This is a genomic window from Anaerotruncus sp. G3(2012) (assembly GCF_000403395.2).
Classification (GTDB): domain Bacteria; phylum Bacillota; class Clostridia; order Oscillospirales; family Ruminococcaceae; genus Anaerotruncus.
On sequence record NZ_KE159676.1, the window covers coordinates 154008 to 169989 of the forward strand.

At 57.4% G+C, this 15982-nt stretch carries 15 protein-coding genes; 13 read left to right on the top strand and 2 right to left on the bottom strand.

Features of this window, described 5'->3' with window-relative positions:
• Positions 1-336: 336 nt before the first annotated feature.
• The 12 genes from ruvC (at position 337) to C814_RS17640 (ending at position 13397) form a co-directional block, all read left to right on the top strand.
• Positions 337-828 (top strand): crossover junction endodeoxyribonuclease RuvC, encoded by a 492-nt coding sequence (gene ruvC / locus C814_RS17585; RefSeq protein WP_016316758.1) that lies wholly within the window; start codon positions 337-339, stop codon positions 826-828.
• A gap of 9 nt (positions 829-837) precedes the next feature.
• The gene (gene ruvA / locus C814_RS17590; protein ID WP_016316759.1) at positions 838-1437 is read left to right on the top strand and encodes a Holliday junction branch migration protein RuvA; all 600 of its coding nucleotides are present in this window, start codon (positions 838-840) and stop codon (positions 1435-1437) included.
• A gap of 27 nt (positions 1438-1464) precedes the next feature.
• Positions 1465-2514, top strand: coding sequence for a Holliday junction branch migration DNA helicase RuvB (gene ruvB, locus C814_RS17595; protein WP_016316760.1), 1050 nt, complete (start codon positions 1465-1467; stop codon positions 2512-2514).
• Positions 2515-2539: 25 nt separating this feature from the next.
• The gene (gene glmM, locus C814_RS17600) at positions 2540-3880 is read left to right on the top strand and encodes a phosphoglucosamine mutase (protein ID WP_016316761.1); all 1341 of its coding nucleotides are present in this window, start codon (positions 2540-2542) and stop codon (positions 3878-3880) included.
• A 25-nt stretch (positions 3881-3905) separates the two neighbouring features.
• On the top strand, positions 3906-4781 hold the full coding sequence (locus tag C814_RS17605) for a class I SAM-dependent methyltransferase (RefSeq protein ID WP_016316762.1): 876 nt from the start codon (positions 3906-3908) through the stop codon (positions 4779-4781).
• A 240-nt stretch (positions 4782-5021) separates the two neighbouring features.
• Positions 5022-5873, top strand: coding sequence for an energy-coupling factor transporter ATPase (locus C814_RS17610; RefSeq protein WP_016316763.1), 852 nt, complete (start codon positions 5022-5024; stop codon positions 5871-5873).
• Positions 5870-6739: an energy-coupling factor transporter ATPase gene (locus C814_RS17615; RefSeq protein WP_016316764.1), complete on the top strand. Its 870-nt coding sequence runs from the start codon at positions 5870-5872 to the stop codon at positions 6737-6739. Before C814_RS17610 ends, C814_RS17615 begins: the two co-directional genes overlap by 4 nt.
• Positions 6732-7553, top strand: coding sequence for an energy-coupling factor transporter transmembrane component T family protein (locus C814_RS17620; protein ID WP_016316765.1), 822 nt, complete (start codon positions 6732-6734; stop codon positions 7551-7553). The genes C814_RS17615 and C814_RS17620 overlap by 8 nt, the downstream gene beginning before the upstream one ends.
• An 85-nt stretch (positions 7554-7638) precedes the next feature.
• On the top strand, positions 7639-8376 hold the full coding sequence (gene truA / locus C814_RS17625; protein WP_016316766.1) for a tRNA pseudouridine(38-40) synthase TruA: 738 nt from the start codon (positions 7639-7641) through the stop codon (positions 8374-8376).
• A 64-nt stretch (positions 8377-8440) separates the two neighbouring features.
• Positions 8441-9880, top strand: a complete 1440-nt coding sequence (locus C814_RS17630) for a DUF5711 family protein (RefSeq protein WP_016316767.1) — start codon at positions 8441-8443, stop codon at positions 9878-9880.
• Positions 9881-9908: 28 nt separating this feature from the next.
• Positions 9909-10895, top strand: a complete 987-nt coding sequence (locus tag C814_RS17635) for a CvpA family protein (RefSeq protein WP_016316768.1) — start codon at positions 9909-9911, stop codon at positions 10893-10895.
• Positions 10896-11090: 195 nt separating this feature from the next.
• Positions 11091-13397: an ATP-dependent Clp protease ATP-binding subunit gene (locus tag C814_RS17640; protein WP_016316769.1), complete on the top strand. Its 2307-nt coding sequence runs from the start codon at positions 11091-11093 to the stop codon at positions 13395-13397.
• Positions 13398-13428: 31 nt separating this feature from the next.
• Here the strand turns inward: C814_RS17640 and lpdA are convergent, their stop codons facing one another.
• Positions 13429-14838 carry a dihydrolipoyl dehydrogenase gene (lpdA, locus tag C814_RS17645; protein ID WP_016316770.1) on the bottom strand — a complete coding sequence of 470 codons (1410 nt, stop codon included), beginning with the start codon at positions 14836-14838 and terminating at the stop codon, positions 13429-13431.
• 219 nt (positions 14839-15057) lie between these two features.
• On the opposite strand from lpdA, the gene C814_RS17650 reads away from it, so the two are divergent.
• The gene (locus tag C814_RS17650; protein ID WP_016316771.1) at positions 15058-15246 is read left to right on the top strand and encodes a YjfB family protein; all 189 of its coding nucleotides are present in this window, start codon (positions 15058-15060) and stop codon (positions 15244-15246) included.
• A 190-nt stretch (positions 15247-15436) separates the two neighbouring features.
• Here the strand turns inward: C814_RS17650 and C814_RS17655 are convergent, their stop codons facing one another.
• Positions 15437-15829, bottom strand: a complete 393-nt coding sequence (locus tag C814_RS17655) for a hypothetical protein (protein WP_016316772.1) — start codon at positions 15827-15829, stop codon at positions 15437-15439.
• Positions 15830-15982 lie beyond the last annotated feature (153 nt).

Here is a 15982-nt window from a genome sequence, read left to right on the forward strand (position 1 = left end):
GATGTGGCTGAATAGCTGCGAACCAGCTATTCTATCATGGCTATGGCCAGAACGATCCGCGGGCATCCGCCCGCTTCCGTTCGGATGGCCGATTCTGCCAAATTGATCCTCGGTTGCGGCACAATGGCGATCGTATCCGAGAACTTTTGAAGCATTAGGGCTTGTCTGAAATCAGGGAAATGGATGGACGCTCTATAATAAAGTGAGCAGCTGCAAGAAAAAAGCGTGGGAACACATTATGTAATGTATCTCGGGTATTTCTGACGCAGCAAACAGTATTTTCGATTGGGAGAATACTGTGATTTCGATTTTTCAGACAGCTCCCAGGAGGAAACTATGGTCATCCTTGGAATTGACCCCGGCTATGCGATCGTGGGATATGGAGTGGTGCGCTATCTGCGTGGCCGGTTTTCTCCGGTGCGGTTCGGGGCGATCACCACGCCCGCCGGGATGGGATTTCCGGCGCGTCTCGAGATGATTTATCAGGACATGACCGCGCTGCTCGACCGGTCAAGCCCCGATGTACTTTCAATTGAGCAGCTCTTTTTTACCAACAACAAGACGACCGGTATTGATGTCGCGCAGGCGCGGGGGGTAATCCTCCTGGCGGCCCAGCAGCATGGGGTGCCGGTCTGCGAATATACACCGATGCAGGTCAAGCAGAGCGTGGTCGGCTATGGCCGCGCGGAAAAACAGCAGGTGATGGAGATGACCCGTCAGCTGCTCGGGCTCGAAAAGGTGCCGCGTCCGGACGATACCGCTGACGCACTCGCGCTTGCAATCTGCCATGGGCATTGCAGCGGTTCACTGCTCCGTCTGCTCAAATAGGGGGTAACCATGTTTTATAGTCTGACCGGGAAACTAATCCATACCGAAGCCTATCTCGCTGTTGTGGAATGCGGCGGGGTGGGCTATCGCTGTATGACGTCCCTGACCACCCTTTCCTGCCTGCCGCCCGTGGGGGAACGGGTCACGCTTTATACCCATCTGAATGTGCGGGAGGACGCGCTCGACCTGTTCGGATTTTACTCGATGAACGAGCTGGACGCGTTTAAAAAGCTGATCGGCGTTTCGGGGGTTGGGCCGAAATCCGCGCTGGCGATCCTTTCGGATATGACCCCTGACCGGCTGGCGCTCTGTATCGCGTCGGGGGATGCCAAAAGCCTGACCCGCGCGCCGGGTGTTGGCGTCAAACTCGCACAGCGCCTGATCCTCGAGCTGAAGGATAAAATTTCAAAGGCGGAGCTTGCGTCGGGGGTTGGAGAGGCGGCGGTGCAGATCGGCGCGGATGGCTCGGGTATGAACGAGGCGGCAGCCGCGCTCTGCACGCTCGGATACAGCCAGTCACAGGCTGCGGAAGCGCTGGCAGGGCTTGCCGCAGACCTGCCGGTGGATGAGCTGATCCGGCAGGCACTGAAAAAGGTCGCGAGGCTGTGAACCGCTTGAGAAGGGGACGAAAGAACGATGTTTGACAATGAGATGGACTTTGAAAACCGGATCATGGCGCCCGATTACGTCCCGGAGGACACCGAGGTGGAGGTTTCCCTGCGTCCCCGCGTCCTTGATGACTACATTGGCCAGGAGAAGGTCAAGGAAAATATGGGGGTTTTTATCCAGGCGGCCAAAGGACGCGGGGAACCGCTCGACCATGTGCTGCTTTATGGCCCGCCGGGCCTCGGCAAGACCACCCTTTCGGGGATCATCGCCAACGAGATGAACGTCAATATCCGCATTACCAGCGGCCCGGCGATCGAAAAACCGGGGGATTTGGCCGCATTACTCACAAATCTTGCGCCAAAGGATATACTGTTTATAGATGAAATCCACCGGCTGTCCCGCGCGGTGGAGGAGGTTCTCTACCCGGCGATGGAGGATTTTGCGCTGGATATCATCATCGGGAAAGGCCCGTCGGCGCGCTCGATTCGGATCGACCTGCCGCACTTCACCCTGATCGGTGCGACCACCCGCGCCGGGCAGCTCACCTCCCCGCTGCGTGACCGGTTCGGCGTGATCCAGCGGCTCGAGCTTTACACCAACGAACAGCTCTGCACGATTGTCCGCCGCAGCGCCTCGATCCTTGGGATCGACTGCGAGGAGGACGGCGCATTTGAGCTGGCGCGGCGCAGCCGGGGGACGCCCCGCATCGCCAACCGCCTGCTCAAGCGGGTACGGGATTTCGCACAGGTGATGGGGGATGGCCGGATCACCCGGGAGATCGCATCGGTCGCGCTCGACCGGCTCGAGATCGACCGGCTGGGGCTTGACAGCGCGGACCGCCGGATTCTGGAAACGATCATCAAAAACTATGCTGGAGGGCCGGTTGGACTGGAAACGCTCGCGGCAGCCTGCGGGGAAGAGGCGGTGACAATCGAAGATGTGGTGGAACCGTTCCTGATGCAGCTGGGCTTCCTTTCGCGGACCCCACGCGGGCGCTGTGCCACCCTTCTGGCCTATCAGCATATGGGCATCCGCCCGCCGCAGGGGATGGGCGGGGAACAGTTGGCTCTGGATTGAATTACATAGGATGGGGGAATACCGTATGGGAAGAATTTTTGGAACGGATGGGGTGCGTGGGATCGCAAATGGGGACCTCTCGATCGGGCTTGCAACCAATATCGGGCGTGCGGCGGGCATGGTCGTGGAGAAGGAGACCGGCCGCCAGCCGACCTTCCTGGTCGGCAAAGACACCCGGATTTCTTCGGATATGCTCGAAGCGGCGATCTCGGCAGGGCTTTGCAGCGCAGGCGCAAATGTCATCCAGATCGGCGTGGTGCCAACCCCGGCGGTCGCTTATCTTGTAACCCGGTACGGCGCACAGGCGGGCGTGATGCTCTCTGCGAGCCACAATCCCTATGAATACAACGGCATTAAACTCTTCAGCGGCGCGGGCTTTAAGCTGCGTGACGAACAGGAAGAGGAGATCGAACGGATCGTTCTTGACGGGGAGCGTCCGTACAGCATCAAGTCCGCAAGCGAGATCGGGACGATCTCGTTCGCGGCGCGGGCGGCGGACGATTATGTGGATTACCTGAAAACCACCCTCCCGGGCGGGCTTTCGGGGATGCGGCTGGCGATCGACTGTTCCAACGGCAGCGCAAGCGTCACTGCGAAAAAGCTGTTTGAAGGGCTGGGGGCCGAATGCACCATCTTCTGCGCCGAGCCGGACGGGCTGAACATCAACTGGCACTGTGGTTCGACCCATATTGAAGAGCTGTCGCGCAAAGTGCGGATGGGCAGCTACGACCTCGGGCTGGCGTTCGACGGGGATGCCGACCGGTGCCTGGCGGTGGACGAGAACGGCGCACTGGTAGATGGCGACAAGCTGCTCGCGCTGTTCGCATACCACCTCAAGGAGCAGGGCAGACTGAAAAATAACACCCTGGTCGCAACGGTGATGAGCAATCTCGGCCTGTTCAAGTTCGCAGAGAAGCATGGGATCGAGATGCGGGCGACCAAAGTCGGTGACCGGTATGTGCTTGAGACGATGCTCAACGAGGGCTTCTGTATCGGCGGGGAGCAGTCGGGCCACATCATCTTCCGCGATTTCATGACCACCGGCGACGGCCAGCTTTCCGGCTTACAGCTGGCGGGATTGCTCAAGAAGTCGGGGCAGAAGCTGTCCGAAGCCGCATCCCTGATGGAGACCTACCCCCAGACCCTGCTCAATATCCACGCCACTCCGGAGATGAAGGCATCGCTCGAGCAGGATCAGTCGGTACAGGAGGCGATCCGGCAGGAGGAGGAGAAGCTCGGAGGGAATGGCCGAATCCTGGTGCGCCCGTCAGGGACCGAGCCGCTGATCCGGATTATGATTGAGGGGCAGGACATCAAAGAGATCGAACGGATGGCGCAGCGGATCGCCAGTGTGATCCAGGGATGAGACAGAAGGGAAAAGGGAGGACGTCATGAGGGCAGCGACCGGATGGAGCGCATTTGAAGTGCTCGACGCCAGCGCAGGCGAAAAGCTCGAGCGATGGGGCCAGGTCACATTGGTGCGGCCTGACCCGCAGGTGATCTGGAACACCCCGCGGGACAGTGCCTGGGAAAAGGCAAACGCGCGGTATAACCGTTCAAGCGAAGGGGGCGGGAGCTGGAGCGTGCGCTCGCTCCCCCAGAGCGAATGGGAAATCCCCTATCGGGAGCTGCGGTTCCGCATCCGCCCGACCGGGTTCAAGCACACCGGCCTGTTCCCGGAACAGGCGGTCAACTGGGACCTGATGTCCGGGCTGATCCGCGCGGCGGGACGGCAGCTCAACATCCTGAACCTGTTCGCCTACACCGGCGGCGCAACCCTTGCCTGCGCGGCAGCGGGCGCCAGGGTCTGCCACGTGGACGCGAGCAAAGGGATGGTCCAGTGGGCGCGGGAGAATGCCGCGCTGTCGGGGCTTTCGGAACGGCCGGTCCGGTGGATCGTTGATGACTGCAAAAAGTTTGTCGAGCGGGAGATCCGGCGCGGGGTGCGGTACGACGGGGTTGTCATGGACCCGCCCAGCTATGGGCGCGGCCCGGGCGGCGAGGTCTGGAAGCTGGAGGACAGCGTCTATGAGCTTGTACGCACCTGTGCGCAGGTGCTTTCAGAGGATGCGCAGTTCTTTCTGCTGAACTCGTACACCACCGGGCTTTCCCCGTCGGTCATGCAGTATATCCTCTCAGTGACGGTCGGAGCTATGCATGGCGGCACTGTCACAGCCGACGAAATCGGCCTGCCGGTCAAAAAATCCGGATTGGTTTTGCCCTGCGGCTCTACGGCGGTCTGGATGAAAAACAGTGTGTCTTTGTAAGGGCGTTTTTTCTCCTGCAAAAGCGCCCTCCTGCCGCCCGGGGAGCGGCGATCCACCCGGACATGCACTTCTTAGGATGAGTATCCCGCGCCAGGAGCCGCCTGCGACGAATGCATTTGAAGCGCTTCGCTGATGGCTCGCAGTGCAGAAGCTGGCTGACGCGAAGCGCCGGTTTTTGGACCGGCGCAAAAGCAGACGAAACGTTTTGTCATGATTTTTACAGAAAAGGGATAACAGTATATGGGAGACATCATCACCGCAAACGGGGTTTCCTTCGGGTACCCCAAAGAGAACAATGAACTGAATGTTGTGCTGCGGGGCGTGAGCCTCACCATCCGTGAGGGAGAATTTGTTGCGGTACTTGGGCATAACGGCTCGGGAAAGAGCACGTTTGCCAAGCATCTCAACGCGATCCTTGTCCCGAATGAGGGTACAGTGACCGTCTGCGGCATTGATACCCGCGAGGAGGACAGGCTCTACGAGATCCGGCAGCAGGTCGGCATGGTATTTCAAAACCCCGACAACCAGATTGTAGCTACCATTGTAGAGGAGGACGTGGCGTTCGGCCCGGAAAATATGGGGGTCGAGCCGTCCGAAATCCGGCGCAGGGTGGACGAGGCGCTCGCGGATGTGGGTATGACCGAGTATAAAGCCCATGCCCCGCATCAGCTTTCGGGCGGGCAGAAGCAGCGGATCGCGATTGCGGGGATCATCGCGATGCGTCCGCGCTGCATCCTGCTCGATGAGCCGACCGCGATGCTTGACCCAAAGGGCCGCCGGGAGGTTATGTCCACCCTCAAGCGGCTCAACCGGGAACACGGGATTACCGCCGTTCTCATCACCCATTATATGGAGGAAGCCGCTGAGGCCGACCGGGTAGTCGTAATGAACGATGGACAAGTCCTGCTGGACGACAACCCGCGTGCGGTTTTTTCGCATGTGAAGGAGCTGAAACGGGTCGGGCTGGATGTCCCGCAGGCGACCGAGCTTTGTTATGAGCTGCGCAAGGCGGGCTACGACCTGCCGGAGGGCATCCTTTACGAGGACGAATGCGCGCAGGCGATTGCGCAGCTTTTGGAGGTGGCGGGATGAATGCGATCAAGGCCGAAAATCTGACCTATGTTTATTCCCCCAACACCCCGTTTGAAAAGGCGGCGATCCAGGATATCAACCTCGAGATCGAGCAGGGGGAGTTTGTCGGGGTGATCGGGCATACCGGTTCGGGCAAAAGCACCCTGATCCAGCATTTCAACGGCCTGCTCAAACCCACCTCGGGGAGAATCTTCATCAACGGCACCGACCTCTGGGCGGACGGCACCGACCGCCGCGCCTACCGGTTCAAGGTGGGGCTGGTGTTCCAGTATCCGGAATACCAGCTCTTCGAGGAGACGGTCTATAAGGACATCGCGTTTGGCCCGACAAATATGGGCCTTTCCCCCGCCGAGGTTGAACAGCGGGTGAGAGAGGCGGCGATTGCGGTCGGGCTGAAGCCGCACCATATGGAAAAATCCCCGTTTGAGCTTTCAGGCGGGCAGAAACGGCGGGTAGCGATTGCGGGGGTCCTTGCGATGGGACCGGATATCCTGATCCTGGACGAGCCGACCGCAGGGCTGGACCCGAAAGGCCGGGAGCAGATCCTTGGGATGATTAAGGCGTACCACCGCCAGCGCAGGAACACGATTCTTCTGGTTTCGCACAGCATGGAGGACATCGCCAGATATGCGAACAAGGTGCTGGTGCTCAACCGGTCGGGGGTCGCGATGTATGACGACGTGGCGACCGTCTTTTCCCGCGCGGAAGAGATCACCCGGATCGGGCTTTCGGTGCCGCAGATCACCCGGATTTTCGGCAGGCTCCGCGCGCAGGGGTTCCCGGTGAGCGAGAGCGTCTACACCATGGACTACGCAAAGCAGGAGCTGCTTTCGCTGCTCGCGAAGGGGGGAAAAACCGGTGCTTAAAGATATCACTATCGGACAGTATTTTCCAGGCAGTTCCCCGATCCACAAGCTCGATCCGCGGGTAAAAATCCTGCTGACCCTCGGTTACATCGTTGTCCTGTTTGCCGCGACCAACCCGATCGGGCTTTCGGTGGGCATCCTGTTTCTGGTGTTCGCCTACGGGCTTTCCAAAATCCCGCCGGTTATGATCCTGAAAAGCCTGCGTCCGGTGATCCCAATTATCCTGTTCACCTCGGTTCTGAACATGCTCTTCATCGAAGGGGATGTGATCTTCCAGTGGTGGATTCTGCGGATCACTGTGCAGGGGGTCACAACCGCGGTCGTTATGAGCGTACGGATCATCTGCCTGATCGCAGGCACCTCCCTGCTGACCTATACCACCTCGCCAATCGCCCTCACCGATGGAATCGAACGGCTCTGTTCGCCGCTCAAACGGTTCAAGCTGCCGGTGCATGAGCTGGCCATGATGATGACGATTGCCCTGCGGTTCATCCCCACCCTGATTGAGGAGACCGACAAGATCATGTCGGCACAGAAGGCCCGCGGTGCGGACCTCGAGTCCGGTGGGCTGGTCCAGCGCGCCAAAGCGCTGATCCCGATTCTGATTCCGCTTTTTGTCTCTGCCTTCCGACGTGCGGACGAGCTTGCGCTCGCGATGGAGTGCCGCTGTTACCGGGGCGGGGAGGGGCGTACCCGGATGAAGCAGCTCAAGCTTCATGCGCGGGATGTTTACAGCTCGGCATTTGTCCTGCTCTGCATCGCGGCAGTTATCTGTATCAATCTGTTTGCGCCTGAGGTTTTGACGATGAGATGAGGTGCCGCCATTCGGCATCCCCTGATTATGAATACAGGTTTTTAAATGACAAGGTATTGCACCGCTTGACAGAAAGGAACGTTTTATGCGGCATCTGATGCTGATCCTCCAATATCGCGGCACCAACTACTGCGGGTTCCAGGTACAGCCCAACGGGGTTTCGGTGGCTCAGGTGGTGCAGGACGCAATCGAGACGGTATTCAAGCGGCGCTGGCCGGTCAAGGGCTGTTCCCGCACCGATGCCGGTGTGCACGCGAACCACTTTGTGCTGGCTTTTTTTACCGATGCACCAATCCCCTGTGATGCGGTGGTCCGGGCGCTGAATATCCATCTGCCGCCCGATGTGGCGGTGCTGGACTGCCGGGAGGTTCCAGAGGGGTTCCATCCCCGTTACGACTGTACAGGCAAACGGTATCTGTACCAGATCTGGAACAGCCCGGTAAAAAACCCGTTCCTGACCGACCTCGCCCTCTATCACAAATACCGCCTGGACCTGCCCCGGATGCAGCAGGCCGCAGACAGGTTTGTGGGGACGCATGATTTTTCCGCATTTTGCAGCGCGGGGTCCACTGTGCAGGATACGGTGCGGACGATCACCGAGGCATCCATTGCGCGTTCGGGGGAGATGGTGGCCATCTCGGTGACCGGCAGCGGATTCCTCTACAATATGGTGAGAATCATGGTGGGAACCCTGTTGGAGGTGGCGCGCGGCGCTATTTTACCGGAGGAAATTTCCGGGATCATTGAAAGCCGGGACCGTTCACGCGCCGGGGCGACCGCCCCTCCGCATGGGCTGTATCTGGACATGGTATTCTATCATTGAGAGATGCGGCTTATGGTGTGAGATACACGAAACAGCTTCAAAAACCGGGAAAGGGGGAATGCCTGTGGCAAAACTGACCGATCTGGAGAAGGTGCGCCGGATACGCGCGCACAAGCGGACGCGTAAAAACCTGCTGCTTCTGGCGCTGGCTGCCATCCTGGTATTTTTCTCGGTTTCGCTGGTGAAAAGAGCGGAGGATGTCGACTTTGCAACCCTCTACAGCGATCTCAAGGTGGACCTCGCCGGAAATGGGGACGGTTATCCGGTTCCCCTTCCCGGCGGTAAGATCCTAAAGCTGCAAAATGCGGGGGACAATCTGCTCCTTTTGACGGATACCAACCTTTACACCTACAATATGTCGGGCAGGCAGACGCTCAATGCACAGCATGGCATGAGCAATCCGCTGCTTGCGCATACTGGGGACCGTACCCTTCTTTACGACCGGGGCGGGACCCGATATTCTCTTTATTCCAAGTCAGCGCTGGTACATAGCGGGTCGATGAATTTCCCACTCTACGTGGCGGACATCTCTTCCAACGAGAATTTTGCATTGGTGACAGGCTCTGACCAGAGCCTTGCACTGGTTTCGGTTTACAGCAATCCCAAAAAAGAGCCGATCTTCCGCTATTGGTCGGCGCGGATGGTGATTGACGTTTCCCTTGCGGAGAACCAGAACGCGATGGTGATCGCCTGTGTGGATGTGCAGGATGGGGATTACCTCTCGAGCATCAGCCGGTTCCAGTTTTCGATCGAGAAGGAGATGGGGCGGGCCGACCTGCCTGGTGAGCTGATCCTGGGGATCGACTGGTTCAACAACAACACGATCCGGGTGGTCACCGACAAGCGCGCGATCCTTTTTGACAACGATCTCAAACAGATTGCGGACTACAACTTCGCAGGGCAGAAGCTCGAGCGCTTTTTCTTCCGTCCGGACGGGGGCCTGCTGGTGGTGTTCGGCAGCTATGCTGAGGAAAAACAGCTCAAGGCAGTCCTCCTCAACAGCCGCTTCAAAAAACAGGGGGAGTATACCACCAACTATGAGATTGTGACCGCCAAGGCGGATGCGAACCGCCTTTATATCGCGTCGAGCAACAAGGTCGAGATCGTTTCGCACGACGGGGTCCTACTTACCGAACTCCCTCTGCCTAACCTGTATAAGGTCGAGCCGGTCGGGGATCAGCTTTTCTGCGCGGACAATACCCAGATCAGCGTCTCAAGCGTGAAGCAGCTGATTGCTGCTCAGGAGGAGAAGGACCGCCAGGAGGAGGCCGAACGCAAGGCCAAAGAGGAAGAAGAGCGCAAAGAGAAACAGGAGGAAGAATCCTCTGGGCAGTCATCGGAGGAGGACCTTGTTCCCGACCCGGAGAGCAGTTCTTTATCATCCGGAATGGGGGACAGCGATTCAGAAGAACTCTTTCAGGAGGCGGATGGGCAGGACGGTTCCTCCCAGTCCGGGACGGATCCCTCTCTTGAGAATCTCTCAGGGGAGAGCGGTCAGGAATGACGCCCTCTGAAAACAAAAAGGAGAACCTATGGAATGGATTGCAGCGATTGCGCTGGATTTTACGGCGGTGTGGATTGTCATTTACTGCGCGCACGCGGCGGCGAAAAAAGGCTTCCTGCGGACGGTCGTGCAGATGGCCGCCTATGTGGGAGTCCTTGCTTTCTCGTCACATCTGAGCGGGGAGGCGGCGCCGGTTATCTACGAACGGGTGGTCGAGCCGATGCTCTTCGAGAGCAGCCAGAGCCAGGACGACCGGCCGCGTGAGCTGAAAAATGCGGACCTGGTTTCGTTTCTGCCCGGTGGGATGCTGGCTATGGACGGCGGATGGCGTCCGCTGCTGCCTGCCCGCGGGCAGCATTCAGAAGAGCCGGAGTCCCTGAGCCTGGACGACCTGGAACAGCTTGGGGTTGATCTGGACAGCCTGAGCCTGGAGGATTTGAAAGGTCTTGGGATCGACCTGAAGGGTCTGGATCTGGACAGTTTGGACCGGCTCGGGATTGACACGGATACCCTCGACCCGGATCAGCTCGGTGCGTTCGGTCTCGAAAAGCTCCGGGAATTTGGGATTGATCCGGACAACCTCGGTCTGGACGACCTCAAGCGGCTTGCGCAGGAGCTGCCGGAGGAGCTTGAGCAGCTTCTTCCCGAGGGGATCGGTCCGGAGGAGATCGTTAAGGAGATTGCGGACAATACGCTGCGTCCGGTGCTGATCAAGGCGATCGGGACGGTCAGCTTTGTGGTGATCTTCGCGGCCCTCTCGATGCTCTCCAACCTCCTGCTCTCAATGCTGGGGGTCATCAACTCCCTGCCGGTGATCGGCTTTTTCAATTCCACGCTGGGTGCGGTGGTCGGGATTTTGCAGGGCGTGCTGATCGTCTGGGTGGTCGGCTTGCTGTTCAAGGGGCTTTTTTATTTCAGCCCCGACGGCTGGTGGATTTTTAACAGTGATGTGGTCGGCAGTACCTTCCTGTTCCGATACTTCATGGAACCGGGGCTGCTCCGCCAGCTTGGATAGAAAAGGCCCAAAATACAAAATCGGAAGTTTTACAGCGGTAATAGGGTGCTTTTTGCGGGAGAAAAAGCACCCTGAAAAAATTATTTTATGGCTGTTAATACGGTGTTCATAAGAAGCATATAAAATATAGTCTGGGGTTTGCCATCCCTATATTTGCCATGGATTGTTTAGGAAAGATGTGATAGAGACATGGATATGATGTGTACAAGATGCAAAAAACGATTTGCCGTGGTGTTCATGACCCGTTTGGACGGGGACAAGACGATCAACGAGGGGCTTTGCCTGAAATGTGCCAAAGAACTGGGGCTGAAGCCGGTCAGCGATCTGATGGAGAAGATGGGCATTTCGGATGATGACCTTGAAAATATGTCCGAACAGATGATGGACATTTTTGGCGGGGACGGTGATTCGGGCTTTGAGATGGGCGGTGCGCAGGCGCTGCCGTTTTTGCAGAATATCTTCGGTGGAAACAGCGCGGAAAATGCGATTGTTCCGCAGGAGCCGGAACGGCCGCAGGAACCGCCAATCCCTTTCCCCGAGCGGCCCCAGGGACGCCGGGAACGGCGGCAGAAGGGCGCGCCCGAGAAAAAGTTCAAGCATCTTGATGCCTACTGCGAAAACCTCTCCCGCAAGGCGGAACAGGGCAGGATGGACCATATTGTGGGACGGGACCGGGAAATCTACCGGGTGCTTCAGATTCTCAACCGCCGCACCAAGAACAACCCCTGTCTGATCGGTGAGCCGGGTGTGGGAAAAACGGCGATCGCGGAAGGCATTGCGCAGCGTCTGGCGAACGGGGATGTCCCGTTCCGGCTCGCGGAGAAAAAGCTCTACCTGCTCGATCTGACCGCTCTCGTCGCAGGAACCCAGTTCCGTGGACAGTTCGAGAGCCGTGTCAAGGGGCTGGTGCAGGATATCAAAGAGGCCGGCAACGTGATCCTTTTTATCGACGAGGTGCACAACCTTGTCGGTGCGGGGGATTCCGAAGGCTCAATGAACGCTGCCAACATCCTGAAACCGGCCCTTTCGCGCGGCGAAATTCAGGTGATCGGCGCGACCACCTTCAATGAGTACCGCAAACATATCGAGAAGGATGCGGCGCTCGAGAGAAGGTTCCAGCCGGTCACGGTGGAGGAACCTTCGATCGCCGACGCGATTGAGGTGATCCAGGGGATCAAAGGTTACTACGAGAAGCACCACAGGGTATCGGTCAGCGAAGAGATCGCCCGTCGGGCGGTCGTGCTCTCCGAACGGTATATCACCGACCGGTATCTGCCCGACAAGGCGATCGACCTTCTGGATGAAGCCTGCTCTTGCGCAGTGCTGCGCAACCAGGAGCTTGCCCGATATGATAAGATGACCAAGCGGCTGGAGGAGTTCAAGTCGCGGATTGAGAATCTCGAGGCACAGGTGGATGCACCCGATTATGAGGCGATCGCCAACCTGCGCGGGGAGATCCTCTCGATCGAGGGGGAACTCAAGGAACTGGAACCGGAGGTGTTGAACCGTCCGGTGACGCTTGACGATCTCGCGCGGGTCATCGAACTCTGGACCGGTATTCCGGCCTCCAAAATCCGGGAAACCGAGCTGAAAAGGGTCGCCAGCCTTGAGCCGGAGATGAAAAAGAAGATCATCGGCCAGGACGAAGCGGTTGGGTTGGTCGCGGCAGCGGTGCGCCGCAGCCGTGTGCAGATTTCTGCGCGGCGCAGGCCGGCATCGTTCATCTTTGTCGGGCCGACCGGTGTGGGCAAGACCGAGCTGGTCAAGGTGCTTGCAAAGGAACTGTTCGATACCACCGACCCGCTGATCCGGCTGGATATGTCCGAGTTTATGGAGAAACACAGCGTCTCGAGGATCGTAGGGTCGCCGCCGGGATATGTTGGCTACGATGAGGCCGGCCAGCTCACCGAAAAGGTGCGCCGCAAGCCATATTCGGTGGTACTGTTTGACGAGATCGAGAAGGCGCATCCGGATGTGCTCAACATCCTGCTTCAGATTCTTGATGAAGGCCGGATTACGGATGCACACGGCCGGGTGGTTTCGTTTGAGAATACTGTTCTGGTCATGACCTCCAATGCCGGCAGTGAACGTCGGGAAAATGCACTTGGCTTCAACCGGGAAGCGGGGCAGGTTGCCAAAGAGAAGGCGATGAAGGCGCTTTCCGACTTCCTGCGGCCGGAATTTCTCGCCCGTGTGGACGAGATCGTCGTATTCCGCCAGCTTTCAAAGGAGGACTACCAGCAGATTGCCGGGCTGATGCTGGAGGAGCTGAAAGAGCCGCTTGCGGAAAAGGGTATTCGTTTCGGCTGGGATGAGCAGGCGGTCTCCTACATTGCGCATCAGGCGTATGGCAAGAAGAGCGGTGCGCGTGACCTGCGCACCGTGATCCGCCGGGAGGTCGAGGATGTGATCAGCCTGCGGCTGGTGGAGGACCCGGATAACCCGCCTGCGCTGATGAAACTGACGGTTGAACAGGAAAAATTAAGCCTGCTTTGCAGTTAAGCAAAGCAGGCTTTTCGATATTCTTCAGAGATCATTCCTCAATATTGCGGATAGCTTCAGCGATCCCCTCGTTAAAAGTCGGGTGTGCGCGCATTGCGAACATCAGATGGCGTGCGGTCAGTCCGTTGGCGATGGCAGTGGCCAGTTCCCCAATCATATCAGTGGCGCGCGGGCAGATCATCTGCGCGCCGATCAGCATCCGGCTGTGTGCCTCAAATACCAGCTTGATAAAACCGCTCTCTTCCTTGGAGATGATCGCCTTCCCGTTGCCGGACATCGAATAGCGTCCACATTTGACCGAGATGCCATGTCTTTTGGCTTCTGCCTCCGAGATGCCGACCGAGGCGATTTCAGGATCAATATAGATGCAGCTCGGAACGATCGGCAGATCGACGAACGCACCGCTGGGAACCGTTGAAAGCAGCACCGAAGATGGCTTGCCTGCGAGTTTCTCCACCACGTGGATGCCCTGCGCGGAGGCAAGGTGGGCAAGCTGGATTCCTTCGATCACGTCCCCGACTGCATAAACGCCCCGGATGCTGGTCATGAAGTCGCCGTTGACTACAATTCGTCCGTTCCGTGTTTCGAGCGATACGTTTTCGCCGGTCAGGTCGTCGATATTCGCACGCCTGCCCACCGCCACCAGAATCCGGGTAGCCGGGAGCGTCTGTTCCACACCAGCCTGTGTGAAGCAGCAGGCTAATCCGCCCTCATTGGTGATCCGCTCGACCTGTGCGCCGGTGTAGACTTCGATCCCGCGGCTGCGCAGGAGGGATTCCAGGTTTTCGGAAAGCTCTTCATCCATCGGCGGAAGCAGCCGTTCAGCCTGTTCGATGACCGAAACCTGCGCGCCAAGCGCATTGAAAACGGTTGCAAATTCGATGCCAACCACACCGCCGCCGATGATGACAAACCGGTCGTAGTTCCAGACCGGCTCGGAAAGGACCTCCCGGCTGGTGACCACACCCGGCAGAAGGACACCCGGGATCGGAGGTATGGCCGGTCGGGCACCCGAGGCGATCAGGATATGCTGTGCGCCGTAGGTGGTTTCGGAGCCGTCCGCTGCGGCGACCCGTACCGATTTGGAACCGATCACCCGCGCGTGACCTTCTATGTAGGTAATCCCGTTTTCCTGAAACTTGTGCCGGATTCCCTCCCGGAACTGCCCGACCGCGTCGTCCTTATAGGAGAAGATTTTTTTCAGATCAAAACCGCCCTGTTCGAATTGCAGGCCAAACTGCCCGCAGTGGTTCATGATGCTATACAGGCGCGCTGCGTAGATGAGCGATTTGGTGGGGATGCAGCCGCGGTTGATGCAGGTCCCGCCCAGCTCGCGTTCTTCAATAACAGCGGTTTTCATGCCGAATTTTGCAGCGTGCTCGGCAGCCGCATAACCGCCCGGTCCGGCGCCGATGATGATGAGGTCAAACAGTTTATCCATTCCAGAACCCTCCCAGCGTCTTGTCGCAGAAATTTAAAACAGGGCAGGACCCTGCCCGCCACTTTTTGACGTTTGTTTCCAGATTGATTATATCTTATCAGTATAAAATTGTCAATCATAGACAAGGGGGCCACCCGCTGAGAAAGAAAATTTACAAAATGCACTTGTAATCTTTCCCATAAGAGGATATACTGGAAGAGAAAGAAAGGGGGTAACTCGATGGATTTATCTGTAATTGCTTCGGCGAGCACCAGCCTCCATATGGGGGATGCACTCCAGTCGGTTGCGGTCTCTATGATGAAAAAAACGATGGAATCGGTTGAGGTAAGCAGCGCCCAAATGATCCAAAGTTTGCAGCAGGCGGTTCCGGCATCCGTGTCTGGGCATCTGCTCGACACCTACGCGTAAGTCGAAAAATCCCCCGGATGGTTTCCCATCATCCGGGGGATTTTTATGCCAACGGCCTGTACATGAATTTAATGTAAAATATAAGAATTTTTAGCTGTTTTTCTCAATAAGCAATCAGGTCCCCTGAGCGCATGAATGCCTATTTCCCCTTCGCTGGCCGCTCTGTAAAGGTCCCCGATAAACTGTAAATTTACTCAATTCTAACTTCTATACCCTCGATTTCGACATAAACAGTTATCTCTGTGTCTGTTTTATTTTGCATAGATATACCAACTTTGAACCATGCCCCTTTTTCAGCGTCCATTTTTACTGGCATACCGGGCGTAAGATATTCTGCTTCATCATACGCGTTTTCTTCCTTAACTTCGATTGGCTTTAACACGACTTCGGTATCTTCCAATCCCTCGCCAGAAGAAATAGTAATCTTATTGCCGGTAGGGGATATTTCTTCGTCCGAATAAACGTACGTCTCTGTACTTCCGGCAGGAACAGTAATTCCAATCTTGTACGAATTGTTCTTTCCGCAACCTGTTAAACCCAGCACGAAAACGAATGCGAAAACCAACGTAGTTACCTTTTTCACACAACCACGCTCCTTTGTCAAATTTACGATTTGTCGGTTTGTTGCTACGTGTATCATAGCACATAAGGACGGTAAGCTCAAGCTGTAGACAATAGCGTCGGAAAGCGTATCAAGATATTTTTGGATATCTCGATGCGCTTGTTTCCGCCAGAA